Consider the following 26,265-nt stretch of genomic DNA (forward strand, 5'->3'; position numbering starts at 1 on the left):
ATAATTAGGGCGAAAGTCGCTTTACTGATGCCATGAAGGAACAAATAGGGTTGGACCGCCTTACCGGTCTCATTGCCTTTGCCCGAGCGGCCTCTTTGGGCAGTTATACCGCTGCAGCGCGCGATTTATCAGTGTCGCCGTCCGCCATCAGCAAGAGCGTGCAACGCCTGGAGCAGCATTTCGAGCTGAGTTTGTTCAACCGCACCACCCGCTCGCTCACCCTGACAGCTGAAGGACGGGATCTGTACGAACGGGCGCTGCGGATTCTGCGCGAGGTGGAGGACATTGAGCAGGCCGCAGCGGCCTCGCGCGCTGAGCCCTCCGGCATCTTGAAAGTGACAGCGCCACCGCCTATCGGATTGAACATATTGGCGCCGGCGATTCCCAGGTTTCGCGAGCGCTACCCCAAGCTCGCCATCGACTTGCGCTTGGGCGATCAGTTTTCGGACATCGTTGAACAAGGCATCGATGTGGCCGTGCGCGTGGGCGATCTGGCCGATTCGCGACTCATTTCTCGTACGCTGGGACCGCATCGAATTTGCGCTTTTGCCTCGCCAGCCTATCTAGCCAAACGCGGCACGCCGCTGGAACTCAGTGATCTGGCCGACCATGACTGCGTGAATTTTCGCTACCAGAGTTCGGGTCAAGCGCTGCGCTGGCCATTTAGCGTGGGGGACCGAATGGTGGAGATCGCACCCGACGCAGCCATCGTCATCGACGCGAGCGATGCGGTTGCCGCGGTGCTCGCAGCGGGCGGTGGCATCGGCATTTCACCCACTTATGTCGCAGCGCCCTATGTTGCCCGGGGAGAACTGAAGCCGCTCTTTCCACAGTTCGCCGTCGACCGTTTCTCCATCACCGCCTTGTGGCCTGAAAGCCGTCGGGGAAGCCCTAACGTTAAAGCGTTTGTGGGTTTTCTGAGCGAGCTATTCCCCACCCCCACAGCGTGGGACGAGATCGTGGCGAAGGCGTAGGCGCTTGCTTCGCACCCTCGCGAGAAAAACTCCCTCGACCCTGCCTCCTGTCCAGACAGTCTGCGGCGTATTCATCTAATCATTTACCCCGCCGATACCCAAATAGGAGCCTGGCCCGTCCCAAGGCTCCGCCGGCACTCGACTACACTTTCCCAGAATTCCCCGCTCCAGGAGCAGTAAGCATGAAGATCCGCACCAAGATCATAGGCTCGGGGTTGGTCAGTCTTTCTTTTGCGCTATTGCTCGGCGGTATCGGGTTGTGGGGTTATCACTCCATGACCGAGGCCCTGGTGCAGAACGAGACCAGTATTTCGGCCATGCGCAAGCACATGGAGGCGGACATGATGCACGACGCCATTCGTGCCGATGTGTTGGCTGCATTGCTGGTGGCACCGGGGGACACTCAGGCGGCCAAGGAGGTGACGGAGGCATTCGATGAGCATACGCAGCGGATGCGCAAGGTTATCGCCGAAAACGCCGAGGCCAAGTTGCCAGGGGATGTCGCCAAGGCGATTGGCGAGCTCAAACCACAGGTCGAAACCTATATCGACAAAGCCAAGCAAATAATCGGCAAGGCACTGAGTGGTTCCCAGGATGGCCATGCGTTGCGCGCAGAGTTCGACAAGGCGTTTTCAGCGCTGGAGGAACGCAACGAGGCGGTGAGCGAACTGATCGAGAACCAGGCGCAGTCGTCCCGCGAGCATCAGGACAGCAGCATTCAAACCTCGCAAACCTGGCTGATCGTTACCTTGTTGGCCACTTGTGTGGCGCTGGCGCTGTTGTCGTGGAGCCTGCTCAAGGCGGTACTTACGCCGCTGAACAAGATCATCCTCAATACCCAGGCGATTTCCCAAGGGGACTTGCAGCGCTCGATGGGGGCCCAGAGCAAGGATGAGCTGGGTCAGTTGCAAGGTGTGATCGAGCAGATGCAGACCAATCTGCGGCAGATGATCGCCACTATCCGCGGTCAGAGCGATGAGTTGCACGGCACGTCCCGGCACCTGGGCGATACGGCGCGGCAGATTGTGTCCAGCGCCGATCAGCAGGCCCAGAGCGCGACCAGCATGGCGGCAAGCATGGAGCAGATGATAGCGAACATCAGCCAGATCCATCAGCACGCCGACAGCGCCCGGACGATTTCCGCGCAGTCCGAACATTTGGCGAGCAGCGGTGGCCAGGTGATTCTCGGGGTGGTGGAGGGCATGAACCGGATCGCTGAAGTGGTCAACCAGTCGTCCAGCAAGATCACGGCACTGGACGCATCGTCCGAGGACATTCATTCCATCATCCAGGTGATCAAGAGCATCGCCGAGCAGACCAATTTGCTGGCCCTCAACGCCGCCATCGAAGCCGCCCGTGCCGGTGAGGCGGGGCGTGGTTTTGCGGTGGTGGCCGACGAGGTGCGCAACCTGGCGGCGCGCACCACGCAGTCCACCCAGGAAATCACCGCGATGATCGAGCGCATCCAGTCCAGCGCCCGGGACGCGGTGGCGAACATGCAGGCGTGCGTCAGCCGTGTGGACGAAGGCGTCAACCTGGCCCAGCAGGCCGGGGTGTCCATCAGCGAAATCCGCACCGGTGCCCGGCATGCGGCCGAAGTGGTGGAGGAAATTTCCCACACCATTGCCGAGCAGTCCAAGGCCAGTGATGAGATGGCTCAGCGGGTGGAGTCGATTGCCGAGCAGTCCCGCGAGAACACCCGCTCGATTCACACCCTGACGCAAACAGCGGATCAATTGAACAATGCGGCAGGGTCGATGCAGGCTTCGGTGCAGCAGTTCAAGATTTGATCAATCGACTGTGCTTCTGTGACGAGGCTTGCTCCTGTTGGCTGCGTGGCAACCTCTGATTTCAATAATCACGAATTGTTGAAAATTATGGCTGGGCAATAATTATTGCCCAGCCATAAAACGCCGTAGAAACCTGACTCACACCTCGCTCACCTCAAACACAAACGAAATCTCCCGCTTCTGGGCACTCCAGACGTACCGAATGTGCTTGCCCTGCGTCGGAATCGAAACAGCCGGCGGGCGAAACGCGGCCACGCATTCGTGGCCGGGCAGGCGGACGCTGTTGTACAGCAGCCCCCAGGACAGGGTTTCACGCAGCTGCCGGGCAAACACTTGGGACGGGCCGTAGGCGGTAGGGTCCGGGTTGTGGAGGTGGGGGTAGTCGTGGCGGATGTCGTGCAGGGGTTTGACGACCTTGTTGACGTAGGTGCGCATGGTCAACTCCAGGTCCGGCTCGTTGGTCGCGCCAAGGAATCGCGCCTGGTGATAGCAGGTCTCGGCGATGGCGGCTTCCTGGCTGCTGGCCGCGTAGTAGACACCGAAGGTGCCGTCGCTGAAGCGGCTGCTTTTGCCGATGTGGGTAAACGCCGCCATCACCGGCGAGGAGCCGGGCCCGGAAATGCGGTCTTCGGGGCGTACCCGGGACAGCACGCCGGCTTGTTCCATCAGCCGATCGTTGGTCAACGCTTCCAGAGCGTAGGCCGTGGGCAGGTCTTCCGGGTCGAGTACGTCTTCAAACAGCGAAATCGGCGGGAAGCTGCTGTTGACGATCCGATAGGCCCGTTTCCATTGCGGGTCCGCCAGTGGTGGCACCATTAACCGCGCACTCCGTCGAGGTATCGCCGCACATCGGCGATGTCCACCACCCGCCCTGTCAGCATGTAGGACAGCGCCGACTGGCCGTTGAACGGTGCCGCGGTGTTGGGGCTGCTGACCCATTGATAAGCACGGTCCCGGCTGTTGCTGAAGATAATACTCAGCGCCTTGTGAATACCCATGAGGTAGGAAATGCGCTCGAGCGTATCGCGAGGCAGCTTCACGTTTTCCGGCAATTGTTTGTATTTGTAGAAGGTCGTGTTCCCCACCTTGCCCAACAATGTTCGCTGCTGCTCGACGCTGCAGCCCCAGAGCGCCATGAGGTTGAAGAAAAACTTCAACGCGACTCGACCCGCATCCGGGGAATCCAATTGTTGCTGTGCGTTGAGGGTAATGGAGGAAGTCGCCATGGGTTTGGGCTCCTTTGTCGCGGGGTGGTGCTTAAAGGATAGTACAGATGTGGATTATTTTTAAGTTTTTATTCGCAAGTGGACTCAACAGATCCCCTATTTGAACAATTCGGCATGACTTCCCAAGTCAACAAACGTAACCAGGGTCGGGCGTAAAACTCACGCAGGATTTTTCGCAAGACAGTCCACCTATGACCCTGCTAACTGATCCCGGCCAGCACCGACTGGGCAAAATCCCCAAATCCCGCATAAGCTCCAACCATCGCATCTCAGCGCTTTTCGGCACAAAATCGCGACAACCGTGGCAAGGTGCATGATGATAGCCCGCATGCACTGCCTGGCCCGGATCAGGTGCACAACAATAGCGAGCCCACTTAAGCAGAGGGCATTACCTCATGGATAGCAGAACCCTACGCAACCTCATGCGTATCGTGCAGACCGGCTCGTTGTCGGCAGCGGCCGAGCATTCGTGCCTCACGGTGCAGGCGTTGGCGGCGCAGTTGAACAAGGTCGAGGAACAGTTCGGTTTCCGGTTGTTCCGGCGCTCGAACAAGGGCCTGACGTTGACGAGCCAAGGCTCGGAACTGACCCCCTTCATGGATCAGGTGCTGGTTGCCACCCGGCAGTTGGAGGAGAAAGTCGCGGCGCTCAAGACCCCGCGACAGCGCACGCTCAGAGTGGCGCTCAATACCACCCTGCCGGCAGAGTTCAACCGGCGAATGATCGACCGGTTGATCGCTGTGTTCCCCCAGTATCAGCTGGAATTCAGCTACGCCGAGTCGATGGAGAACCTGAGCAAGCTCAGGAATGAAGATTTTGACCTGGCGATCCTGATCGGCCAGCAACAGGGCGGTTTTACCAGCATCACCATGCCCGATGTGCAGGTGCGGGTGGTCGGCGCCCATTGTGGCGACGCAGACGATTCCCTTGGCCTGCTCGGTGACAAGTTTCAGGTGCGTCCGGCAGAAGAATGTCCGTATTCCCACAGTTTCCTGCGCTTTCTCGACGCCGGCCTGGGCGAGTACGGCTCGAGCCAGCGCATGGTGTATTCCTGCAGTGAGACGCTGACGTTGTCGTTGATCACTCAGCTCGATGGCTTGGGGCTGGTGTCCCGGGAAGCCGCGTTGCGCAACGGCCTGGCGATTTTCCCGGATTTCGAGGACTTCCTTGAGGTCCGCCTGGCGGTGAACAATCCGGAGTTGTCCGGCCAGGCACTGCACGATGTGGTGGACCTGACGCTACAGGAACGAACCGAGCGCGATGTACGCCGCCGTGCCCACCGCCACACTGAGAAACAGGTTGCGGCTGAAATACGCACATAACAGCGTCGGAATCGCGGCATAAAACTCAGGGCGGTCGAGTTGTATCCGCTGATCCTTGATCAACAAGGGAGTCAGGCTGATGGCAGCGACGATCGCCACTGGCAGGTATTCCAGGGCGCGGGCGACGAAGGGCGGCCAGTGTTCGGTATTGATCTGCAGCGGCAGGGCGCGTGGCAGGAAGGTCACGGCCATCATCAGGACCACGACCAGAATCAGGAACGTTTGGTCAGGCATACACCCACCCCGCAGCCAACGAACGTGGCAATGAAGACATTGAACGGCGAGCTGCCCAGCAGGCTCAGCCCGCCCATGCAGACGACAGCCGCCAGGGCTGCGATCAGTTTGTTGCGGGTGTTGCACAACGAAACCAGCACATAGAGCATCATCGCCGTCAGGGCATAGTCGAGCTGGTATTTGATGAGGTGCGCCGCGTACTGCGCACACACGGCGCCCAGCAAGCCACCGAGCACCCAGGATGTATGGCAGAACAGGTTGAAGCCGACCAGATAGCGCACGCTCACCGGCGCCCCGCTGCCGAGCTTGACGCTGTGGAACGCGAACGACTCATCCGTCAGCCCCGCCGCGTAGCACCAGCGCTCGAAACGGCTGAGCCCCAGCGCACGCAGGGCCTTGGCCATGTAGACCGACATCAGCATGTGCCGGGCATTGATCAGGAACGTGGTGAGCACGATGGTGGTCAGCGACGCGCCGCTGGAAATCAACGCCAGCGCCGCGAATTGCGAAGCGCCCGCGTAAACGAACAGGCACATCGCCACCGGCAACCACAAGGGCAACCCGGCGTTGACCGCCATCAGACCGAACACAAACGAAACCGTGAAATAACCCGCTACCACCGGACTGGCTTCAGCAAAGGTACGCGAGGCTTGTGGTTCGACCGCCAGCGGCTGGCTGGAAGTCTTGTTCATAAATCCCTCTCGAAGGTGATTTCACCCCGGGGCTCACAGAAGCCCTGGGCCGCCCAGAAGCGCTTGCCGGCCAGATTAGCATCGTCGACGAAAAGGAACATGCGCAGCACGCCGACCCGCTTCATGTCAGCCGATGCGGCTTCGACCAGGCGCTGGCCCAGGCCTTTGGTGCGATGCTGCGGGCTGACCGCCAAGTGATTGATGGTGCCACGGGTACCGAGCATGCCGCCGATCACCGCGCCCACCACTTCACCGCTCGCATCGATGGCCAGGTAGGCGGTGGTGGTTTCCTGCAATAACACACCGCGCAAGAATCGCGCGTCCTGCCACTCGCAGAACGACACTTCGTCGAAACCGCGAAAAAACCGCTCCAGTCGCTCGGCGTCCCGGACCATGGTCCGGCGCAACAGGACCTGCTGCGCCGGGTCGTCCATGGGTTCGAGCCGTTCAGCGAACAATGTCGAAAGCGGTCCCGGGCCGCGAGAAGGAGATGGCCAGGATCTGCCGGTACGCCATGTCATGGCTATGGGTGTTGCGCGCCGGGGTCACGTAATGGCGCATGTCACGATCCAGGAAGAACGTGGTGTCGAGGATGTCCTCGTAGGTCGTCGCCGCCAGCTGTTCTTCCTGGGCGCTGTACAAGCGGCTTTCCGCACCCGCCACATTCTGACGGCCCCAGAAGTGCACGCCGCTGAACGGATAGCCGTCGCAGTGAATCCCTTCGGGGGTGATTTCCAGTTGTTTGCCCGGCTTGATCTCGATGCGGATCTGATGGATCTGGCACTGCCAGATTTCATCGTGCAGTTCCTGTGGCAGGACGTTCTTGTAAACCTCGAAGTCCGTGTCGATCAGGCTGCGCATCACCGGCGAATTGATCACTTCGTTGGAGAAATCCTGGAAGTGTCGCTCCAGTCCACCGACATAGCTGTTGTTGGCCTTGGACTGAATGTAGGCCCGGTGTTCGAGCTGCGTGAGCTCACGGGTCGTAGGGTTGTATTCGAAGTCGCTGTAGCGGCGAAAACGCATGCCTGACTCGGCCTGGCCGTAGTAACTGTCGGGCTCCATGTTTTCCCAGCTTTTGGTCAGCCGGACAAAATCGCCGAAATGACCGTAGAGGTTGAAGTCCCCACCGCGAACGTTGACGTATTTGTCACGTCTTAGCGCTTCGCCCACTTCCCTGTTCAGAACGATCATTTTTCATAGGTCTCCGCTGCATTGAGCGGCCTAATCTAGTAGGTGCAGGATTTACGTCCATGAGAAAGTATTTGAGGCATTTCAAGCGGTGCTTGAAACGGCGGATAAAGCCGCATTAGTACGACTTTTGCTCGGGAAAACAGGCGGTTCCAGCGTTGTTTTTTGCGTTAAAAGCCAAAAGCACCCGAGTTTGAGGCCGCAACGCTATTCACTTCAGGCATGGCGAGGGAGCAAGCCCCCTCGCCACGGTTTTATCCACTTACAACGCGATCAGGCATCAGAAGACGTTGATCGGGTAATCCACGAACACCCGCAGCTCATTGCCGCTGACGTTGTACTCGCTGGACTTCTGCGACACCCGCAGCACGGAACTGCGCAACCTTACGCTCAAGTCCTTGGCCGGGCCGCTCTGGACCACGTACTTGAACTGGTTGAAGATCTCGCGCTCGGTACCGCCTTCGCTGGTAGAGGTGGTGATGTTGTCGCCACGCACATAAGCGACGTTATAGGTCAGGCCCGGCACGCCGAAGGTGGTGAAGTCCAGGCCATAGCCCAACTGCCAGCTGCGTTCGTCTTCAGCGTTGAAGTCGGACCAGTAGGAGTTGGCCAGGTAGATCGTGTTACCACCATCACCCACCCGATTCTGCTCGCGCTGATAGCCGCCGTAGGCATAACCCAGGTTGCTGTCGCCGGTGCTGCGCTGGTGGGCGAGCGTGAAGCTGTGCGGGCCTGTGGCGAAGGTGGCAGCCAGGCTCCAGATCTTGTTGTCATCGCCGGTGACGTTGTTTTCACGAACGTAGCTGTTATCCAGCTTGGTGCGATAGCCGTTGAAATCCAGGGTCAGGGACTGATCCTTGGCCAGCGGGAACACATAGTTGGCGTTCACGTATTGCTTCTTCAATACGTCCTCGACATCCGAAGCGTAGAGCGAAGCCTTGAACTGCTCGGTGAACTGATAGCTGCCGCCCAAGACGTTGATCGACTTCAGGCCACCGCTGTCGCGGCCTTCGGCGCTCTTGCGCGATTCGGCGGTGAAGCGGCCGGCATTGAGTTCCAGGCCCTTGATCTCCTTGGAGGTGATCAGCGTACCGGTGTAGCTTTCCGGCAGCAGGCGCGAGTTGTCATAGCTGAGCACCGGCAGGGCCGGCATCTGGTCGCCGTAGGCCAGCACGGTGTTGGAGACCCGGAACTTGACCGCTGCGCCGAACTTGGACAGATCATCGGCCGCGTTGCCGCTGTCGCCTTGCTTGAAGAAGTCGATGCCGCCCGCACCGCTGCGGCCTTTACCGCCGTCCAGACGCAGCGCGTACAGGCCGAACGCATCCACACCGACACCCACGGTGCCCTGGGTGAAACCGGACGAGAAGGTACCTATGGCCGCCTGGCCCCATTCGGCCTTGTCTTCGTTGCCATCTTTGTAGTCGCGGTTGATATAAGCGTTGCGCAACAGCACTTTCAAGCTGCTGTCTTCAACGAACCCTTTGGACTCAGCCTGGTCGTTGGCCATGGCGTGTGTCGTGCTCAAGATCCCCAGTGCGATCAAACTAATGCGCTTGTTCAACATGATTATTTTCCTTGTACGGGTTGATACGCACTGCGGCGGGCAACCGAAATGGCGCTTTTGCGCTCTTTTTCGGACTCTTGCTCCTGAAAATAATGAAAAGGCCCGCCCACGAATGATCGTGTCGGGCCTTTTTATTATTTAAGAGTCATGGCTGTTAGCCACAGGCGTAGGACGAATCCTAGTCTCGCCCTCAACGGTGTGTCAATTTCGTGAATCGTCTGTAATTAGGCGAAAAACATCTAAGAATCGATCAAAACGAACAACCATCCAGACCGCAGGCCGACGATGGCGTAGAGGCCTGCTCCGGCAAGACTTGCGTCAGCCATTGGGCGAATGCCTCGGGTTTGCCGAGCCAAGGGCCGATGTCGATCAGCGTGAACTGGCCGTCCTGCTCCAGGGCAAAGGTCGGGAAACCCTGGCCGCCGGCCTGGGCCAGCAAGGTACGACTGGCCTTGATATGCCCCTGCACGTCAACCGCGCGCAACGCCGCCAGGAACGCCTGGGCCGGCAGGCCAATGGATTGAGCGAGCTCCAGCAGGACGGCTTCGTCAGCGATGCGCCGGCCTTCGACGTAGTGCGCGGTTTGCAGGCGCCCGAGCAATTCCAGGCCGTGGCCGCCGAGCTCTTCGGCAGCGAGGATGGCGGCGGTCGGCGGCGCCGAATCGAACACGGCGCTGTGGTCACGCAGCAAACCTTCGAAATAGGCCTCGCCAAACGGCTGTCCGGAATATTCGGCGATGCGCCGGTCGTGGGGCATCACGTAATTGCGCAATTGTGGCGAGACCTGCTGGCGATTGGCACCGGTCATCATGCCGCCGCCATGGGCAATCACCGGCAATACGCTTCGGGCGGCCTGCACCAGCGGCTTGGCGCCGTAGCACCAGCCGCACAGCGGGTCGTAGATGTAGTGAAGGGTGGTCATGGGAACTCCGCTAGCCGTCAGGATTCGATGACAGCAGGGTAGCCTCGGGAGGGCTGCGGAAAAACGCTGGAATGGCTTTCAATCTATTTCGCGGATCGGTCGAATTCCCACTGAATTTGAACACCACCCCTTGTGGGAGCGAGCTTGCTCGCGATGGCAGTGTGTCAGTCAACAGCAGTGTTGTTGATCCACCGCTATCGCGAGCAAGCTCGCTCCCACAGGGATTTGTGTGAATTCGAAAGCCAGCGGACACAAAAAAAGCGCTGCCATCCCGGCCAGCGCTTTTTATCAATCCGTCGAATTCTATCCTTGCATCACATCCCACAACGCTTCCAGCTCTGCCTCGCTGAACAAGCCAACGGGGTAACGTTCAACGATCATCCGGCGCGGATCAGGTTCTCTGATCTGACGCGTTCCGTTGGACTTCAACCACTGCGCCAAGGCTTGAAGCGACTCACCATTAACGGCCAAGGGATGGCATGTGCGCTCGCTTGTCATATTCATTCCAGCGCCCTCTCCTGGTTGATGAGCGGCCAATTTATCCAAGGTTTATGACAAAACAACGCAGTTCCGCTCCCCGAAACTGCCGGAACACTGATACAAGAGCTATGCCAACGTATCCATGACAGCTATAAACAGACACAAAAAAACCCACGACCCAATTGGGCCGCGGGCTTGCCAGGATGGATCCAAAACCGCCGACTTAGAGCCGACGCGTTCGATAAAACCCAGCTGTTACATCGCCACTCATTTTGCCCGCGGTGCAGGTTGCTGTTGAGTAAGGCAATGGATATTGCCGCCCCCCAGTAACAGTTCACGTCCTGGCACCATGACCACTTCGTGCTGCGGGAACAGGTTCTGCAGGATATCCCTGGCCGGTGCGTCCAGCGGATCGTCAAAACTTGGGGCGATGATGCCGCCGTTGACGATCAGGAAATTCACATAAGAACCGGCCAGCCGCACGGTTGGGTTGCGCTCCTGGGAACCTTCCACCGCATCGACGCCGGCACATTCTTCCTCGGTGGCGTACAACGGCCCCGGAATCGGCATTTTGTGCACTGTGAATGGGCGTCCCTTGGCGTCAGTGCTGTTTTGCAGCACGTTCATCGCCGCGTGGCAACGGGTGTAGTTCGGGTCTTGCGGGTCGTCGGTCCAGGCAAGCAGCACTTCACCCGGCCGCACGTAGCAGCAGAAGTTATCCACATGGCCATCGGTTTCGTCATTGAACAGACCGTCCGGCAGCCAGATGATCTTGTCCACCGCCAACTGCGCGCTGAGCACCGCCTCGATCTCTTCGCGGCTCAAGTGCGGGTTGCGATTGCGGTTGAGCAGGCACTCTTCGGTAGTGATCAGGGTGCCTTCACCATCCACGTGGATCGAGCCGCCCTCGAGCACAAAACCTTCGGTGCGATAACGCGGGCTGCGCTCGATCTCGAGGATCTTGCCGGCCACTTGCGCATCACGGTTCCACGGCGCATACAGGCCACCGTCGAAACCGCCCCAGGCGTTGAAATCCCAATCGACACCGCGCACTGCGCCGTTGTCATTGATGATGAACGTCGGCCCTGTGTCGCGAACCCAGGCGTCGTCGCTGGACATTTCCACCAGGCGGATATTCGGCACGTCGAGACGCGCCCGGGCATTTTCATATTGGGCCGCAGACACCGCCACGGTCACCGGTTCAAAACGGGCGATGGCCTTGGCGACGGCTACGTGAGCGGCCTGCGCGGGCTTGCCGCCCAGGCGCCAGTTGTCCGGACGCTCGGGCCAGATCATCCAGACCTGGGTCTGGGTCGCCCACTCGGCAGGCATGTGGAAACCATCCGCGCGGGGAGTGCTGTGCAACGTTGTCATGGGTCATCTCCTGGGCGATGGGCAGCGGCAACTTTATAAACGATAAATATCGACTAATAAAGCCAGAAAAACTAGCACCCATCAAAAAATAGCGCCAAACATCGACAAAAATCGATTTAAAAAACCGCAAAACCCTGTGGGAGCGAGCTTGCTCGCGATAGCGTTGGGTCAGCCAAATCAATATTGGCTTGGGCACCGTCCATCGCGAGCAAGCTCGATCCCACAGGGGAACAGCTTGGCGTTCCAGATTAGTTACAGCCCCTCGTCCAAGACCTTCACCAGCATATCGACGAAGAAATCCACGCTCTGGCGCGTGGTGACCATCGGCGGCTTGATCTTGAGGATGTTCAGGTAATCGCCGGTCGGCTGCATGAAAATCCCCAACGTTCGCAGACGGTTGCACAGCGCCGTGGTTTCTTCAGTGGCCGGCTCCAACGTGTCGCGGTCGCGGATCAGTTCCACGCCCAGGTAGAACCCGGAGCCATGCACCGCGCCGACCAATGGATAGCGGTCGATCAAGGCCTCCAGCCGCGCCTTGAAGTGCCCGCCCACCACCCGGGCGTTTTCCCAGAGATTCTCTTCTTCCATGACATCCAGCACCGCCATGCCGATCTGGCAACTGACCGGACTGCCTCCGGCCGACGAAAAGAAATACCCCTCGGCTTCCAGCGCCTCGGCGATCTCCCGGCGGGTAATGACCGCGCCAAGCGGCTGGCCGTTGCCCATGCCCTTGGCCATGGTGATGATGTCCGGCACCACGCCTTGCTCTTCAAAGCCCCAGAAAAACTCGCCCATGCGCCCGTAACCGACCTGTACTTCGTCGGCGATGCAGACCCCACCGCGCTCGCGCACCATCGCATAGACCTGCTTCAGGTAACCGGGCGGCAGCGCAATCCCACCGGCGTTGCCGTATACCGGTTCGCAGATGAAACCGGCGAGCTGGCGCTTGTTTTCAGCGATTTTCGCCAGGTTGTGTTCGACGCTGCGCACGTAGTCCGGCGCAGTGTGGGGGCCACGGAATTCGCCGCGATAGGTGTTCGGGGCAGTCACCGGATGCACCCAGTCCGGGCGGCTGCTCAGGGCCTGGGGGTTGTCGGCGATGGACGTCGAGACCGCATCGGCCGCCACCGACCAGCCGTGATAGGCCTCCAATACGCTGAGCATGTCCCGCCCGCCGCTGTAGGCCCAGGCCAGGCGGATCGCCAGGTCGTTGGCCTCGGTGCCGCTATTGACCAGGAACACCCGATCCATGTTGGACGGCGACAGCGCCAGCAGGCGCTCGGAAAATTCGGCAACCGCCGCATAGTGGAAACGCGAGTTGGTATTGAGCAGCGACCACTGCCGGGCAGCCACTGCCGCCATGCGTGGATGGCCGTGGCCCAGCACCGCGACATTGTTGAGCATGTCCAGGTAGGAGCGGCCCTGCATGTCGATCAAGTGATTGCGCCAGCCGCGCTCGATACGCGGCGGATCGACGTAATAGTGCTTCTGCGAACGGGCAAAGCTCGCATCGCGACGGGCCAGCAGCAACTCGGGATCGATCTCCGGTTCGGCATCGCAAGCCAGTCCCAGCAGCACCGCCGGCGAAGGACACAGCGCCTGCCAGGCCAGTGCCCTGGAGGGCGCGCAGAACAGCGGTGGACTCACCTGGGCGCCCCTACACAACTGGACCCGCAACGGCCCCGTCACTTCGCCCAGCACCTGCCCCTTGACCAGTGCCGCGCCGGAATGCAGCGGCGACGTCACGCCCCACAGCCGCACGCTCAACTGCGCGCTGTCCAGTTGCAACAGGCCGTCGGCCGTCTTGTGCACGACCCCAGCGAACGGGGATTCGAGCGGCGTCCCCCGAGGAACGCTCAACTCCACGTGCAGTGGATAAGTATCGGGTTCGACGGCGCTGTCCGGCCGAGTGCGGGATAACCGGTACTGCCCATAGCGGCTGGCGGCCAGGCCATGAACGCCCGCGGCCTCACTCAGCAGGCGTTGGTCGATCCCCGGCTGCTCCCAATTGCCGGCCTCGAAATGCGGGCTCAGTACACCCAGGTCAATCAGCGCGAACTCACGCCCCACCAGGGTCGGCAACAGCGGCGCAAAGCCTTCGCTGGCGATGGGCGGCAGGCTGTGGCCGACGGCGCTGAGAATCGCCGCTTCCATCAACTCGAAGGGCACCGAGTGGGCGACCCGGAAAATCTCCCACTCATGGGCCAGGTTGTCACGGCTGTATTGGTTGTCCGGGTCGATGGAAACCTGCTGCTCACCGCTGAGCACCAATACCGCGGCGCGCGCCACGATCAGTGGCCACAGCGCCAACAGTTCTTCGCGTTGCAAGGGGTTGACCGCCTGGTAGGCCTTGATCGCCGGCAAGATGAAGAACGGGTCGCCGTCGGCGTGGTGCAGCAGGGCCGCGCACGTCACCGACAAGTCAGTGATGCGCCAGGTGCGGATCAGGTCGCCGAAATCGATGACGCCCTGCAATTGCCATTGGCGCTGGGCATCGCGCTGCCAGACCACGTTGTCATCGGTGATGTCCATATGGATCGCCTGCACCGGCAGGCTGGCCTTGAGCGGCTGCAAACGACGCTCGGCCTGTTGCGCAACCTCGGCGATCAGCTGTCGCCGTTGATCGTCGTCGATGACCGGCAACAGGTGATCGACCAAGGCAGGGGCGTGGCGCGCGTCCCATTGCAGGGTACGCTCCAGGCCTGGGTGGTCGAATGTCGCCAGGGCCAGGTCCATTTCCGCGCACAGGCGACCCAGGCCGGTCACCAGCTCAGGCGGCAAGTGCTTGAGCTGCGTGAGGGACTGGCCGTCGATGTACTCAAGCAGTCGCATATGGACCGCTTGCCCGTCGACGTCCAATGTCAGCAGGTCCTGGCCGTTGCTGGCGGTAATCACCCGCGGCACCTTCACCGCGCCGTGCCCGGCCAACAGCTTGAGGGCAGCGTGTTGGGCCTGGAGCTCCTGGACGGCGTAGTCGCCATGGCAAATTTTCAGCACAAAGCGCCCGCGCTCGCTGTCGACGCGGTAGTTGAGGTCCTGGTTGCTGCCAAGGGGTCGCAGGTCACCGCTGAGTCCGTAATTCAAGCGCAACAGCACCAACGCCTGCTCGGCGCTGATCTGTGGGCTTGGCAAACTGGCACGGTGAACCAACGTAGTGAGTGGCATACAACGACCCCTGAGGTGGTTTTGATCGGATGACTATCACGCCACTGAGTCGTGGGATAAGCAACCCCTCTTACTTACGCACCCTGGTATTGGGCCTGCGGTGAGAGGATTTATCCCAACGCACAGGTTCATTCTTGCGCTGGTCGCCTGTCGACGCAGCAATATCCCCCTTGCGCCGCCCCCGCCATGCCTACAAGCTATGCTCTTATCGCTCTACTCTCTGGTCCAAAAGGCTTACTGGATGCGCATTCTCATCACTGGCGGTGCCGGCTTCATCGGCTCGGCTCTCATACGGCACTTGATTCTTGATACCGGGCACCAGGTCCTGAACCTCGACAAGCTGACCTATGCTGGCAATCTCGAATCGCTGAGCAGCATCGATCACGACAGTCGCTACGAATTCGTCCAAGCGGATATCGTCGATCAATCAACCGTCAGTGCAGTGCTGGCGCGATTCAAGCCTGACGCCATCATGCATCTGGCGGCCGAGTCCCATGTAGACCGCTCCATTGATGGCCCGGCGGACTTCATCCAGACCAATATCGTGGGCACCTACAGCCTGCTGGAAGCCACTCGAGCCTATTGGCAGACCCTGCCCGAGCCGCAGAAGCGCGCGTTTCGCTTCCACCACATTTCCACCGACGAAGTGTATGGCGACCTGCACGGTGTGGATGACCTGTTCACCGAAACCACCGCCTACGCCCCAAGCTCACCGTACTCGGCGAGCAAGGCGGCGTCCGACCACCTGGTCCGCGCCTGGCAACGCACCTATGGCTTGCCCGTGCTGTTGACTAACTGCTCGAACAACTACGGGCCGTTTCACTTCCCCGAGAAGCTGATTCCACTGGTGATTCTCAACGCACTGGCCGGTAAGCCATTGCCGGTCTATGGCAACGGCCAGCAAGTGCGCGACTGGCTGTTTGTCGAAGACCATGCCCGTGCACTGCTCAAGGTCGTTACAGAAGGCGCGGTCGGTGAGACTTACAACATTGGCGGCCACAACGAGCAGAAAAACATCGACGTGGTGCGCAGTATCTGCGCGTTGCTCGAAGAACTGGCGCCACGCAAACCCGAAGGGGTCGAGCACTATGCCGACCTGATCAGCTTCGTCCAGGATCGCCCCGGCCACGACCTGCGCTATGCCATCGACGCCAGCAAGATCGAACGGGAACTGGGCTGGACGCCTCAAGAAACCTTCGAGACCGGGCTGCGCAAGACCGTGCAGTGGTACCTCGAAAACCTGCTGTGGTGCCAACGTGTCCAGGACGGCAGCTATCAGGGCGAGCGCCTGGGCTCGCTCGACAACAAGGATACGATTGCGTAATGAAAGGCATTATTCTGGCCGGCGGTTCCGGCACACGCTTGCACCCGATTACCCTCGGCGTTTCCAAACAGCTATTGCCGGTTTATGACAAGCCGATGATCTATTACCCGATCTCGGTGCTGATGCTCGCCGGCATCAAGGACATCCTGGTGATTTCCACCCCGCAGGACCTGCCGCAATACCGCAATCTGCTGGGCGACGGCCAACAGTTTGGCGTGCAGTTCAGCTACGCCGAGCAGCCGTCGCCCGATGGCCTGGCCCAAGCGTTCCTGATCGGCGAGCAATTCATTGGCAGCGACTCGGTGTGCCTGATCCTGGGCGACAACATTTTCCACGGCCAGCATTTTGGCGAACAATTGCAGACCGCCGTCAACCGGCAGAGTGGCGCGACGGTGTTCGGCTACTGGGTCAAGGACCCTGAGCGTTTTGGCGTGATCGACTTCGATACAGAAGGACGGGCGATATCCATCGAAGAGAAACCCACCGCGCCCAAATCCAGCTACGCGGTGACCGGCCTGTATTTCTACGATAACGACGTGATCAAGATCGCCAAGGCCATCAAGCCGTCCAAGCGCGGCGAACTGGAAATCACCGACGTCAACAATGCCTACCTGCAACGCGGCGACCTGCACGTCGAGCGCTTCGGTCGTGGTTTCGCCTGGCTGGACACCGGCACCCACGACAGCCTGCTGGAAGCCTCGCAATACGTGCAGACCATCGAACATCGCCAAGGCCTGAAAGTGGCATGCCTGGAAGAAATTGCCTACCAGCAAGGCTGGGTCAGCCGCGAGCACGTCCTCGAGCGTGCCCAGTATTTTGGCAAGACCGGCTACGGCCAGTACTTGTTTAACATCGCCGGAGAAACACGATGAAGGTCATCGCCACTCGCTTGCCAGACGTCCTGGTCATCGAACCGAAAGTCTTTGGCGACGACCGGGGTTTTTTCTACGAAAGCTTCAATGCCCGGGCGTTTGCCGAAGCGACTGGCTGCACCCTGCAGTTCGTCCAGGACAATCATTCACGCTCCACCAGGGGCGTGCTGCGGGGCCTGCACTACCAGATCGAACAAGCCCAGGGAAAGCTTGTGCGCGTCACGGCGGGGGAAGTGCTGGATGTCGCGGTGGACATCCGCCGCAGCTCGCCGACCTTCGGCCAATGGGCCAGCGTACGCCTGTCGGCGCAGAACCATCGGCAAATGTGGGTCCCGCCAGGGTTTGCCCACGGTTTCGTCGTACTGAGCGAATCAGCGGACTTCCTCTACAAGACCACTGATTACTACGCACCCTCGGCCGAGCGCTGCATTCGCTGGGACGATCCGCAGTTGGCCATCGATTGGGAGTTCGAAGGCGCGCCGATCCTCTCGGCCAAGGATCAGAATGGCAAGGCCCTGCACGAGGCAGACCTGTTCCCATGAGTGCCCCCTTGCGTATCCTGATCATCGGCCAGAATGGCCAGGTTTCACGGGCGCTCCAATCGCGCCTGAGCGGCCTGGGCGAGTTGATCGTACGCGGCAGCGACCAGCTCGATCTGGCACAACCGGATTCCCTGCGCGCGCCCATCGAAGCCCTCAAGCCCGGCCTGATCATCAATGCCGCCGCCCACACGGCCGTCGACCAGGCCGAAAGTGAACCGGAGCGGGCGTTCGCCATCAATGCCACGGCACCGGGCATCCTGGCCCAGGCAGCGGTTGCGCTGGGCGTCCCGCTGATTCATTACTCCACCGACTACGTCTTCGATGGCCTCAAGCCGGCCCCCTACACCGAAGACGACACGCCCAACCCGCTGAGTGTCTACGGACGCAGCAAACTGGCCGGCGAGAATGCCATCCGCCAGGCTGGCGGCCAGCACCTGATTCTGCGCACCAGCTGGGTGTACTCCACCGAGGGTCGCAACTTCCTGTTGACCATGCAGCGCCTGTTGCAGGAAAAACCGCAGCTGCGGGTGGTCGCCGACCAGGTCGGCGCACCGACCTGGGCCGGCACCATTGCCGACAGCACCGCGCAACTGATCGAGCGCTGGCAGGCCGGCCAACCCGGCGCCTGGGGCACCTATCATCTGACAGCCCGGGGCGAGACGTCCTGGTTCGGTTTCGCCCAGGCCATCGGCGAAAACCTGCTCGATCGGCACAAACCGTGTGCGCTGCTGGAGCCCATTGAATCCAGCGCCTATCCGACTCCAGCCCCGCGGCCACTTAACTCGCGCCTGGATTGCACGCGCCTGTTCAAGGAGTGGGGGGTGAGCCAACCGGACTGGCGAAGTGCGTTGCAGCAGTGCCTTGCCGGACAAACCTAGTACTGCCTTACAAATAGTATTTGCAAGGCAACTAGGCATAATACGCCTGTCACCACAGGCGTCCGAGGCTCATGAATTCCACCCTTCCCCGCAGACCCCGTTGGCGCAGCCTGGCCTTGCTCGCGCTGTGCCTGGCGCCGTTGCTGTGGCCGTTGGAGCACCTGGCCGAACGTTATTACCGCAGCGAGTTGGCCGGTCAGAACCGCCAGACCCTGGACCTCTACGTCGCCAACCTGCTGGGCACGCTGCACCGTTATGAGGTGCTGCCACAGATTCTCGGCGACCTGCCGGCCTTGCGTTCCGCGTTGTCGGCGCCGGACGATGGCGTGACTCAAGGCAACGCCAACCGGCTGCTGAAAAATATCAGCGCCCAGACCGGCGCCGAAGTCATGTACCTGATGGACCCTTCCGGCAAGACCCTGGCCGCGTCGAACTGGGACAAACACGACAGTTTCGTCGGACGCAATTTCGCCTTCCGGCCGTACTTCATCGAAGCCATGGCCGGACGCCTGGGCCGCTTCTTCGGCCTGGGCACGACATCGGCCAAACGTGGTTATTTCTTTGCCGCCGCCGTGCGCGACCGCGAAAAAGTCATCGGCGTGTTGGTGGTCAAGGTCGACCTCGACCACACCGAAAGCCTGTGGGGCAAGACTCCCGAACAATTGCTGGTGACCGACCACAACGGCGTGGTCATCCTCACGTCGCGACAAGAGTGGCGATTTCGCGCGACCCGGCCCTTGAGTGACGCCGAGCGCGAGGCCATCAGCTCGGTACAACCGTATCCGACCCGCGATCCCAAGCCGCTGAACCTGGACGCCAACGCCTGGCTGCCCCAGACCCAGTCCATCGAGGAAACCGGCTGGAGCGTGAGCATTCTCGCCCCGCGCACGCTGATTGATCGTCCGGTGCGCACCGTGGTCGCCATCGGTGGCGCGGCGTTGCTGGTCTTGATGTTGTTGCTCGGGTTGATGATGCAACGCCGGCGTCATTACCTGGATCGAATCGCCTTCGAAGCCAAGGCCCGTCACGAATTGGAAGGCCGGGTGGCCGAGCGCACCAGCGACCTGGAAGGACTGAACCGACGGCTGAAGCAGGAAGTGCTGGAGCGCGAACAGGCTCAGCAGGAGTTGGTCCGCGCCCAGGATGACCTGGTGCAGGCCGGCAAGCTGTCAGCCCTGGGCACCATGTCGGCGAGCATCAGCCACGAACTCAACCAACCGCTGGCAGCGATTCGCAGCTACGCGGAAAACGCCGAGATTTTGCTCGACCACCAACGCACCGAAGACGCCCGGGGCAACCTCAAGCTGATCAGCGAACTGACCGGGCGCATGGCCTCGATCATCGCCCACCTGCGCGCCTTCGCCCGCCGCGACCGACATGCGCCGGAAAGCGTCGCCCTGCAACCGGCGCTGGACGACGCCCTGGCGCTGCTCGCCAAACGCCGACGCAGCATGGAAGTGGAACTGATCCGCGACTTGCCGGCCGCCACGCTATGGGTCGAGGCCGGCGAAACCCGCTTGCGCCAGGTGCTCGGCAACCTGCTGGCCAACGCCCTCGATGCGCTCACCGAGAAAGGCCCACCGCGCAAACTCTGGCTCAGTGCCCAGGCCACCGAAACCGGCGTCAACCTGTACATCCGCGATAACGGCCCCGGGTTTTGCATGGAAGCCCTGGGCCGCGCCGGCGAACCCTTCTACACCACCAAGACCCGCACCCAGGGCCTCGGCCTGGGGCTGGCGATCTGCGACACCCTGATGCGCGCCTTTGGCGGCGAACTGTCGTTCGCCAACCACAAGGAAGGCGGCGCCCTGATTACCCTGAAACTGCGAGCCGGCGCCCCCGGGGTGAGCCTGCAACCGTCCGAGGACCGAAGTGTATGACCATCGACAACCGGATTGAGGTGGTGCTGATCGACGACGATCCCCATTTGCGTCAGGCCCTGAGCCAGACCCTCGACCTGGCCGGCCTGAAAATCCTGCCCCTGGCCGAAGCCAAGGGTGTGGCCGCGCAACTGCCCCGTGACTGGCCGGGCGTGGTGGTCAGCGATATTCGCATGCCGGGCATGGATGGCCTCGAACTGCTGGGCGAACTCCACGCCCAGGACCCGGAGCTGCCGGTACTGCTGATCACCGGCCACGGCGACGTGCCACTGGCGGTGCAGGCGATGCGCGCCGGAGCCTATGACTTCCTGGAAAAACCTTTCGCCAGCGATCACCTGCTCGACAGCGTACGCCGGGCCCTGGCCCTGCGCCGACTGGTGCTGGACAACCGCAGCCTGCGCCTTGCCCTGAGCGATCGCCATGAACTCAGCGCCCGCCTGGTCGGCAAATCGACACCCATGTTGCGCCTGCGCGAGCAGATCGGTGCACTGGCCGCCACCCGCGCCGACGTGCTGATCCTCGGTGAAACCGGTGCCGGCAAGGAAGTGGTCGCCCGTGCATTGCACGATCTTTCAGGCCGGCGCAACGGCCCCTTCGTGGCGATCAACGCCGGGGCCCTGGCCGAGTCGGTGGTGGAAAGCGAGCTGTTCGGCCACGAACCCGGCGCTTTTACCGGCGCGCAGAAGCGCCGCATCGGCAAATTCGAATTCGCCAACGGCGGTACGCTGTTCCTGGATGAAATTGAAAGCATGAGCCTGGATGTCCAGGTCAAGCTGCTGCGCCTGCTGCAGGAGCGCGTGGTGGAGCGGCTGGGGGGCAATCAACAGATCCCGCTGGATATCCGCATCATAGCCGCGACCAAGGAAGACCTGCGCCAGGCCGCCGACCAGGGGCGTTTTCGCGCCGACCTGTATTACCGCCTGAACGTCGCGCCGCTGCGCATACCGCCATTGCGTGAACGGGGGGAGGATGCGCTGATGCTGTTCCAGCATTTTGCCGATGAAGCCAGCGCTCGCCACGGGCTGCCGCCCCATGAATTGCAACCGGCACAACGGGCGCTGCTGCTGCGCCACAGTTGGCCGGGCAATGTGCGGGAACTGCAGAACGCCGCCGAACGTTTTGCCCTGGGCCTGGAACTGGCCCTGGACAACAGCGCGCCCGACGGCAGCCCCGGCGCACCGGTGGAAGTGGTCAGTGGCGGCTTGAGCGAGCAGGTGGAAAACTTCGAGAAAACCCTGATCGCCGCCGAACTGGCCCGCCCCCACAGCTCGGTGCGCAGCCTGGCCGAAGCCTTGGGCATTCCACGCAAGACCTTGCACGACAAGTTACGCAAACATGGGCTGCACTTCGGCGACAGCAGCCATGGTTCGGCCGATGAGTCCGATTGAGTTATCGTCATTTCCCGTTCAAGCAAAAGGCCCCGCAATGAACCGCGACAGTCGTTACCTGGAATCGATCCTGCACCACGACATCCCCTTGACCCGGGACATGGGCCTCAAGGTGCTCGATTGGCAGGCCCGGCAACTGCGCCTGTCCTTGCCGCTTGCAGCCAACGTCAACCACAAGAGCACCATGTTCGGTGGCAGCCTGTATTGCGGCGCGGTGCTCGGCGGCTGGGGCTGGCTGCACCTGGCCCTGCGCGAGGAAGGCATCGAAGACGGGCATATCGTGATTCAGGAAGGGCAGATCAGCTACCCGCTGCCAGTGACCCGCGATGCGACCGTCGTCTGCGAAGCGCCCGAGGAAAAGGTCTGGAAGCGCTTCCTGGCCACCTACCGACGTTACGGACGGGCGCGGCTGGCGTTGCAGACGCGGGTGATGAATACCGGCAGCGAGGACGTGGCGGTGCAGTTTGAGGGGCAGTACGTGTTGCACCGCTAAAACACCGCCGCCCCCTGTGGCGAGGTATCTCTGTGTGGGAGCAAGGCTTGCCCGCGATGGATGCGCTGCGGTCTTGCAGAGATCGAGGCGCCTGTATCGCGAGCAAGCTTTGCTCCCACAACCCCCTTGCCACGAAGGATCGAGCCAGGCTTAAGAGCGAGCAAGCTCCAGCAGCTTCCCACGCCACGCCGCTTTCGCTGGCAACGCCAGGAATGACGTATTCAACAGCGACTCACGCGGTGGGTAACAGAACGGTTCGCCGCTCAAGTCCAATACCTCGCCACCCGCACCTTCCAATACACCCTGGGCGGCGGCGGTGTCCCATTGGGAGGTCGGCGCCAGCCGTGGATAACAATCCGCCGCGCCTTCGGCCACCAGGCAAAACTTCAACGAACTGCCAATACTGGTCAGTTGCAGCTCACCCAGGCTCCCGCTCAAGCCATCCAGCAGGCGTTCCTGCTCCGGGCTGGTGTGCCGGCGGCTGGCAACCACGGTGAAGGCTTCACCTGGCGCCAGGGTGTCACGAACCGCGATCGGCAAGGGCTGCCCTCCCTTGTCGCCACGCCAGGCCCCCAGCCCTGCGCCGCCGACGTAAAAACGCCCATTGGTGGGCATCGACACCACGCCGAACACCACACGGCCCTGCTCCACCAACGCGATGTTGACGGTGAACTCCTCGCTGCCGGAAATGAATTCCTTGGTGCCATCCAGCGGGTCTACCAGCCACCAGCGATGCCAGCCGGCGCGCACGCTTTGGGCAATATCGGCGTCTTCTTCGGAGAGGATCGGAATATCCGGGGCCAGCGCCATCAGCCCGGCTACGATCACATCATGAGCGGCCATGTCCGCGGCGGTCACCGGCGACTCGTCGGCCTTGTGGTTGACTTGCACATTGGCGCGCCAGAACGGCAGGATCGCCTCACCGGCCTGGAGCGCCAGTTCGACCACAGGAGCCATCAACGGATGAGGGAAAGTCATGACAGGAACGCTCCACGCTGGGTCAGCAGGTCACGGGCCAGGTAGAGCGCCGCCAAGGCCCGGCCCTCCGTGAACTGCGGGTTCTGTGCCAGGGCCGACAGCTCACGCAGGTTGACCTTGTCCACACGCATCGGCTCGGGCTCGTCACCCTCCAGCCGTTCTTCATACAGATCGGTCGCCAGCACCACCTGGATCTTCTGGCTCATGTAGCCGGGGGACAGCGACAGTTCGGTCAGGTGTTCCAACTGGCGCGCACCGAAACCGGCCTCTTCCTTGAGCTCCCGTTCCGCCGCAGCCAGCACATCTTCACCGGGCTCGATCAAGCCCTTGGGCAGGGACAGTTCATAGGCGTCGGTGCCACCGCAATACTCTTCCACCAACACCGCGTGGTCGGCGTCGAGCATCGCCACGATCATCACCGCGCCATAACCTGCGCCCTTGCTCGCCAGACGTTCATAGGTGCGCTCCACACCGTTGGAAAACCGCAATTTCAGTTCTTCCACGCAAAACAGGCGGCTGGTAGCGACGATCTGGCGATCGAGTATGGTGGGTTTCTGGCGCATAAACGGCTCCCTGGGCGATAGCGGGCTACTATACCCGGCCTATTCTGATTGTTTGTGTCGGATATCCGATTACCGCTGGAGAAGTTTTATGGCTTTGCTGCCCTGGCATGAGATCGATACGGTTCTGCTGGACATGGACGGCACCCTGCTGGACCTGCATTACGACAACCACTTCTGGCTCGAACACCTGCCCCAGCGCTACGCCGAACTGCATGGCGTGAGCCGGGCGATGGCCGAGATGGAGCTGCAGCCGCTGTTCGAGCGCAACGCCGGTCAGTTGCAATGGTATTGCCTGGATTTCTGGAGCGCCGAGCTGAAACTGCCGGTACGCGAACTGAAGTTGGAAACCGCGCACCTGATCGCCTTGCGGCCGGACGCCGATACCTTCCTGGCGGCGATCCAGCGGGCCGGCAAGCGCGTGGTGATGATCACCAACGCCCACCGCGATTCATTGTCCCTGAAGCTGGAACGCATCGAACTGGCCCCTTACTTCGACCGCTTGATCAGCTCCCACGACTACGGCTTCCCCAAGGAAAACCCGCAATTCTGGGATGCGCTGCAAGCCGACTTGAATTTCAACCCGGCCCGCAGCCTGTTCATCGACGACACCCTGCCGGTGCTGCGCAGCGCCCGAGACTTCGGCGTGGCGCACTTGCTGGCCGTGAGCGAGCCGGATAGCCGCAAAGGACCGAAGGACACGGGGGAGTTTGACGCGTTGGGGGATTATCGGGACTTGATTGCCGGGCTTTGAACCGCGCCGTATTCATCGCGAGCAGGCTCGCTTCCACAGTTGGATCCCTGTTCGCCACCGATCCAGTGTGGGAGCGAGCTTGCTCGCGATGAAGGCACCACAGTCCTGAAGGTTACGCGGGGATACGCAACACCTGCCCCGGATAAATCTTGTCCGGGTGCGACAGCATCGGCTTGTTGGCCTCGAAGATCTTGTTGTACTTGTTCGCGTCGCCGTACTCGGCCTTGGAGATGGCACTGAGTGTGTCGCCCTTCTTCACGGTCACGAAACGCGCCGCCTGTGCCACCGGGCCAGTCACCGTAATCTGGTCGTCGACACTGCCGACACCGGCGATATTGCCCACCGCCAACAGGATCTTTTCCTTTTCTTCCTGGCTCGCTACTTCACCGGTGACGATGACTTTGTCGCCGTCGATGGTCGCCTGGACATTCGGATTACCCAAGCCGACCTTTTCAATATGCGCTTTCAGTTGTTCGCTGGCATTGGCATTGCCGGGGGTCAGCAGGTCGATCAGTTTTTCACCTGCTTCCTTCACAAAGCTAAAAATACTCATGGCACACGCTCCTTGATTTAAGTGTCCAGACGCAAAGACTAGACCAGGCGAGACGAACCCGGTTCCCAACCGACCAATGACCCCACCACGCGCAAGCGCTAGAATCCGAACCTTCCTGCGCCCTGGAGCGAAGATGGACATCAAGCAGCTGAAATTTCTCATCGCGCTCGACGAAACCCGCCACTTCGGCCAAGCCGCCGCACGCTGCCACATCACCCAGCCGACCCTGTCGATGCGCCTGCGCAGCCTTGAAGAAGAACTCGACCTGCCGCTGGTCAACCGCGGCCAGCGTTTTGAAGGTTTCACCGCGCCGGGGGAACGAGTGCTGGCCTGGGCGCGCACGGTGCTGGCGGCCTATGACGGGCTGCAGGCCGAAGCGGCGGCTTGTCGTGGCAACCTGGTGGGTACGCTGCGCCTGGGTGTGGTGCCGTTGTCGGACTTCGACCCGCTGGCGATGATGCAGCGCTTGCACGCCGAGCACCCCAGCCTGCGTTTCGAATTGTCGTCCCTGAGCTCCGAACGCATCCTCGAACAGTTGGCAAACAACCGTATCGACCTGGGTATTTCCTACCTGGAACGCCTGGACAACGAACGCTTCGAAGCCCTGCCCTTCAGCCACACCCGCATGGGTCTGCTCTACGACCAGCGCTTTTTCTTCTTTGGCGAACAACCGCTGAGCTGGGAAGCGCTGATAGAGCTGCCCCTGGGCATGCTCACCAGCGGCATGCACTTTCGCCAATCCATCGACCACAATTTCCACAGCCGGGGCCTCACGCCTCAACCGCTGTTGCAAACCGACGCGGTGCATCAATTGTTACAAGCTGTGCACGGTGGACTGTGTTGCGCGGTGATGCCCTTGGACAGCGGCCTGAATGTGCTGACCGAAGATTTGCGCATCCAGCCCATCGAAAGCGCGCAAACGTTGGTCCCGCTGGGCCTGATCATGCGGCGCGGCGCCCCACGCTCGGCCTTGGCAGAGGCCTGTTTTGCCCTCTACCAGAAATCATCGACAACATCTTGATCGACGTCATCTATTGAGAGATCAGTAATAGCGATTAGACGTGGCAGATTGCCGCATTTAGTCTTAACACTATTCCTACTTTCAG

General features: G+C 61.1%; 26 protein-coding genes. 12 read left to right on the plus strand and 14 right to left on the minus strand.

Features of this window, described 5'->3' with window-relative positions:
- Positions 1-32 precede the first annotated feature (32 nt).
- The gene (locus F7R20_RS22780) at positions 33-974 is read left to right on the plus strand and encodes a LysR family transcriptional regulator (RefSeq protein WP_003196777.1); all 942 of its coding nucleotides are present in this window, start codon (positions 33-35) and stop codon (positions 972-974) included.
- Between the two features lie 182 nt (positions 975-1,156).
- Complete coding sequence (locus F7R20_RS22785) at positions 1,157-2,764, plus strand: methyl-accepting chemotaxis protein (protein ID WP_003196775.1); 1,608 nt, start codon at positions 1,157-1,159, stop codon at positions 2,762-2,764.
- 138 nt (positions 2,765-2,902) lie between these two features.
- Here F7R20_RS22785 and F7R20_RS22790 read toward each other — a convergent pair whose 3' ends face one another.
- Complete coding sequence (locus tag F7R20_RS22790) at positions 2,903-3,580, minus strand: RES family NAD+ phosphorylase (protein WP_003196773.1); 678 nt, start codon at positions 3,578-3,580, stop codon at positions 2,903-2,905.
- Positions 3,580-3,990, minus strand: a complete 411-nt coding sequence (locus F7R20_RS22795) for an MbcA/ParS/Xre antitoxin family protein (protein ID WP_003196771.1) — start codon at positions 3,988-3,990, stop codon at positions 3,580-3,582. Before F7R20_RS22795 ends, F7R20_RS22790 begins: the two co-directional genes overlap by 1 nt.
- Before the next feature lie 395 nt (positions 3,991-4,385).
- On the opposite strand from F7R20_RS22795, the gene F7R20_RS22800 reads away from it, so the two are divergent.
- Entirely contained in the window at positions 4,386-5,312 is a 927-nt protein-coding gene (locus tag F7R20_RS22800) for a LysR family transcriptional regulator (RefSeq protein ID WP_003196769.1), read from the plus strand.
- Here F7R20_RS22800 and F7R20_RS22805 read toward each other — a convergent pair.
- From F7R20_RS22805 to F7R20_RS22845, 9 genes are all read right to left on the minus strand, one after another.
- A complete protein-coding gene (locus F7R20_RS22805; protein WP_013692053.1) occupies positions 5,229-5,546 on the minus strand; it encodes an AzlD domain-containing protein in 318 nt (105 codons plus the stop codon). The genes F7R20_RS22800 and F7R20_RS22805 overlap by 84 nt on opposite strands.
- A complete protein-coding gene (locus F7R20_RS22810) occupies positions 5,525-6,238 on the minus strand; it encodes an AzlC family ABC transporter permease (protein WP_003196767.1) in 714 nt (237 codons plus the stop codon). Before F7R20_RS22810 ends, F7R20_RS22805 begins: the two co-directional genes overlap by 22 nt.
- A complete protein-coding gene (locus tag F7R20_RS22815; RefSeq protein ID WP_003196766.1) occupies positions 6,235-6,672 on the minus strand; it encodes a GNAT family N-acetyltransferase in 438 nt (145 codons plus the stop codon). Before F7R20_RS22815 ends, F7R20_RS22810 begins: the two co-directional genes overlap by 4 nt.
- 13 nt (positions 6,673-6,685) lie before the next feature.
- Positions 6,686-7,432, minus strand: a complete 747-nt coding sequence (locus F7R20_RS22820) for a 2OG-Fe dioxygenase family protein (RefSeq protein WP_003196764.1) — start codon at positions 7,430-7,432, stop codon at positions 6,686-6,688.
- Between the two features lie 277 nt (positions 7,433-7,709).
- Entirely contained in the window at positions 7,710-8,996 is a 1,287-nt protein-coding gene (locus tag F7R20_RS22825; RefSeq protein ID WP_003196762.1) for an OprD family porin, read from the minus strand.
- A 250-nt stretch (positions 8,997-9,246) separates the two neighbouring features.
- Entirely contained in the window at positions 9,247-9,918 is a 672-nt protein-coding gene (locus F7R20_RS22830; protein WP_003196760.1) for a DsbA family protein, read from the minus strand.
- Positions 9,919-10,221: 303 nt separating this feature from the next.
- On the minus strand, positions 10,222-10,422 hold the full coding sequence (locus tag F7R20_RS22835) for a hypothetical protein (RefSeq protein WP_003196752.1): 201 nt from the start codon (positions 10,420-10,422) through the stop codon (positions 10,222-10,224).
- A 243-nt stretch (positions 10,423-10,665) separates the two neighbouring features.
- A complete protein-coding gene (gene aguA / locus F7R20_RS22840; protein ID WP_003196750.1) occupies positions 10,666-11,772 on the minus strand; it encodes an agmatine deiminase in 1,107 nt (368 codons plus the stop codon).
- A 252-nt stretch (positions 11,773-12,024) separates the two neighbouring features.
- Positions 12,025-14,937 (minus strand): aminotransferase, encoded by a 2,913-nt coding sequence (locus F7R20_RS22845; RefSeq protein WP_003196748.1) that lies wholly within the window; start codon positions 14,935-14,937, stop codon positions 12,025-12,027.
- 241 nt (positions 14,938-15,178) lie between these two features.
- Here F7R20_RS22845 and rfbB point away from each other — a divergent pair, with 241 nt between their 5' ends.
- The 7 genes from rfbB (at position 15,179) to F7R20_RS22880 (ending at position 22,314) form a co-directional block, all read left to right on the plus strand.
- Positions 15,179-16,261 carry a dTDP-glucose 4,6-dehydratase gene (gene rfbB / locus F7R20_RS22850; RefSeq protein WP_003196746.1) on the plus strand — a complete coding sequence of 361 codons (1,083 nt, stop codon included), beginning with the start codon at positions 15,179-15,181 and terminating at the stop codon, positions 16,259-16,261.
- Positions 16,261-17,133 carry a glucose-1-phosphate thymidylyltransferase RfbA gene (gene rfbA / locus F7R20_RS22855; RefSeq protein ID WP_003196744.1) on the plus strand — a complete coding sequence of 291 codons (873 nt, stop codon included), beginning with the start codon at positions 16,261-16,263 and terminating at the stop codon, positions 17,131-17,133. The genes rfbB and rfbA overlap by 1 nt, the downstream gene beginning before the upstream one ends.
- Positions 17,130-17,675, plus strand: a complete 546-nt coding sequence (rfbC, locus tag F7R20_RS22860; RefSeq protein ID WP_003196741.1) for a dTDP-4-dehydrorhamnose 3,5-epimerase — start codon at positions 17,130-17,132, stop codon at positions 17,673-17,675. Before rfbA ends, rfbC begins: the two co-directional genes overlap by 4 nt.
- Positions 17,672-18,553: a dTDP-4-dehydrorhamnose reductase gene (gene rfbD / locus F7R20_RS22865; RefSeq protein ID WP_032833053.1), complete on the plus strand. Its 882-nt coding sequence runs from the start codon at positions 17,672-17,674 to the stop codon at positions 18,551-18,553. The genes rfbC and rfbD overlap by 4 nt, the downstream gene beginning before the upstream one ends.
- Positions 18,554-18,624: 71 nt before the next feature.
- The gene (locus F7R20_RS22870) at positions 18,625-20,433 is read left to right on the plus strand and encodes a sensor histidine kinase (RefSeq protein WP_003196737.1); all 1,809 of its coding nucleotides are present in this window, start codon (positions 18,625-18,627) and stop codon (positions 20,431-20,433) included.
- Positions 20,430-21,821: a sigma-54-dependent transcriptional regulator gene (locus F7R20_RS22875; protein ID WP_003196734.1), complete on the plus strand. Its 1,392-nt coding sequence runs from the start codon at positions 20,430-20,432 to the stop codon at positions 21,819-21,821. The genes F7R20_RS22870 and F7R20_RS22875 overlap by 4 nt, the downstream gene beginning before the upstream one ends.
- Before the next feature lie 37 nt (positions 21,822-21,858).
- The gene (locus F7R20_RS22880) at positions 21,859-22,314 is read left to right on the plus strand and encodes a YiiD C-terminal domain-containing protein (RefSeq protein WP_003196733.1); all 456 of its coding nucleotides are present in this window, start codon (positions 21,859-21,861) and stop codon (positions 22,312-22,314) included.
- Positions 22,315-22,464: 150 nt separating this feature from the next.
- Here F7R20_RS22880 and cysQ read toward each other — a convergent pair whose 3' ends face one another.
- Both cysQ and nudE read right to left on the minus strand, forming a co-directional pair.
- The gene (gene cysQ, locus F7R20_RS22885; RefSeq protein WP_003196731.1) at positions 22,465-23,292 is read right to left on the minus strand and encodes a 3'(2'),5'-bisphosphate nucleotidase CysQ; all 828 of its coding nucleotides are present in this window, start codon (positions 23,290-23,292) and stop codon (positions 22,465-22,467) included.
- Positions 23,289-23,855 (minus strand): ADP compounds hydrolase NudE, encoded by a 567-nt coding sequence (gene nudE, locus F7R20_RS22890; RefSeq protein ID WP_003196729.1) that lies wholly within the window; start codon positions 23,853-23,855, stop codon positions 23,289-23,291. The genes cysQ and nudE overlap by 4 nt, the downstream gene beginning before the upstream one ends.
- Before the next feature lie 88 nt (positions 23,856-23,943).
- Here nudE and yrfG point away from each other — a divergent pair, with 88 nt between their 5' ends.
- Positions 23,944-24,606 carry a GMP/IMP nucleotidase gene (yrfG, locus tag F7R20_RS22895; RefSeq protein ID WP_003196727.1) on the plus strand — a complete coding sequence of 221 codons (663 nt, stop codon included), beginning with the start codon at positions 23,944-23,946 and terminating at the stop codon, positions 24,604-24,606.
- Between the two features lie 112 nt (positions 24,607-24,718).
- Here the strand turns inward: yrfG and lysM are convergent, their stop codons facing one another.
- Positions 24,719-25,159, minus strand: coding sequence for a peptidoglycan-binding protein LysM (lysM, locus tag F7R20_RS22900; protein WP_003196724.1), 441 nt, complete (start codon positions 25,157-25,159; stop codon positions 24,719-24,721).
- Between the two features lie 133 nt (positions 25,160-25,292).
- Here lysM and F7R20_RS22905 point away from each other — a divergent pair, with 133 nt between their 5' ends.
- Positions 25,293-26,180 (plus strand): LysR family transcriptional regulator, encoded by an 888-nt coding sequence (locus F7R20_RS22905; RefSeq protein WP_003196722.1) that lies wholly within the window; start codon positions 25,293-25,295, stop codon positions 26,178-26,180.
- The last annotated feature ends 85 nt before the right edge of the window (positions 26,181-26,265 follow it).

This window comes from Pseudomonas brassicacearum subsp. brassicacearum (assembly GCF_008801605.1).
Classification (GTDB): Bacteria; Pseudomonadota; Gammaproteobacteria; order Pseudomonadales; family Pseudomonadaceae; genus Aquipseudomonas; species Aquipseudomonas brassicacearum.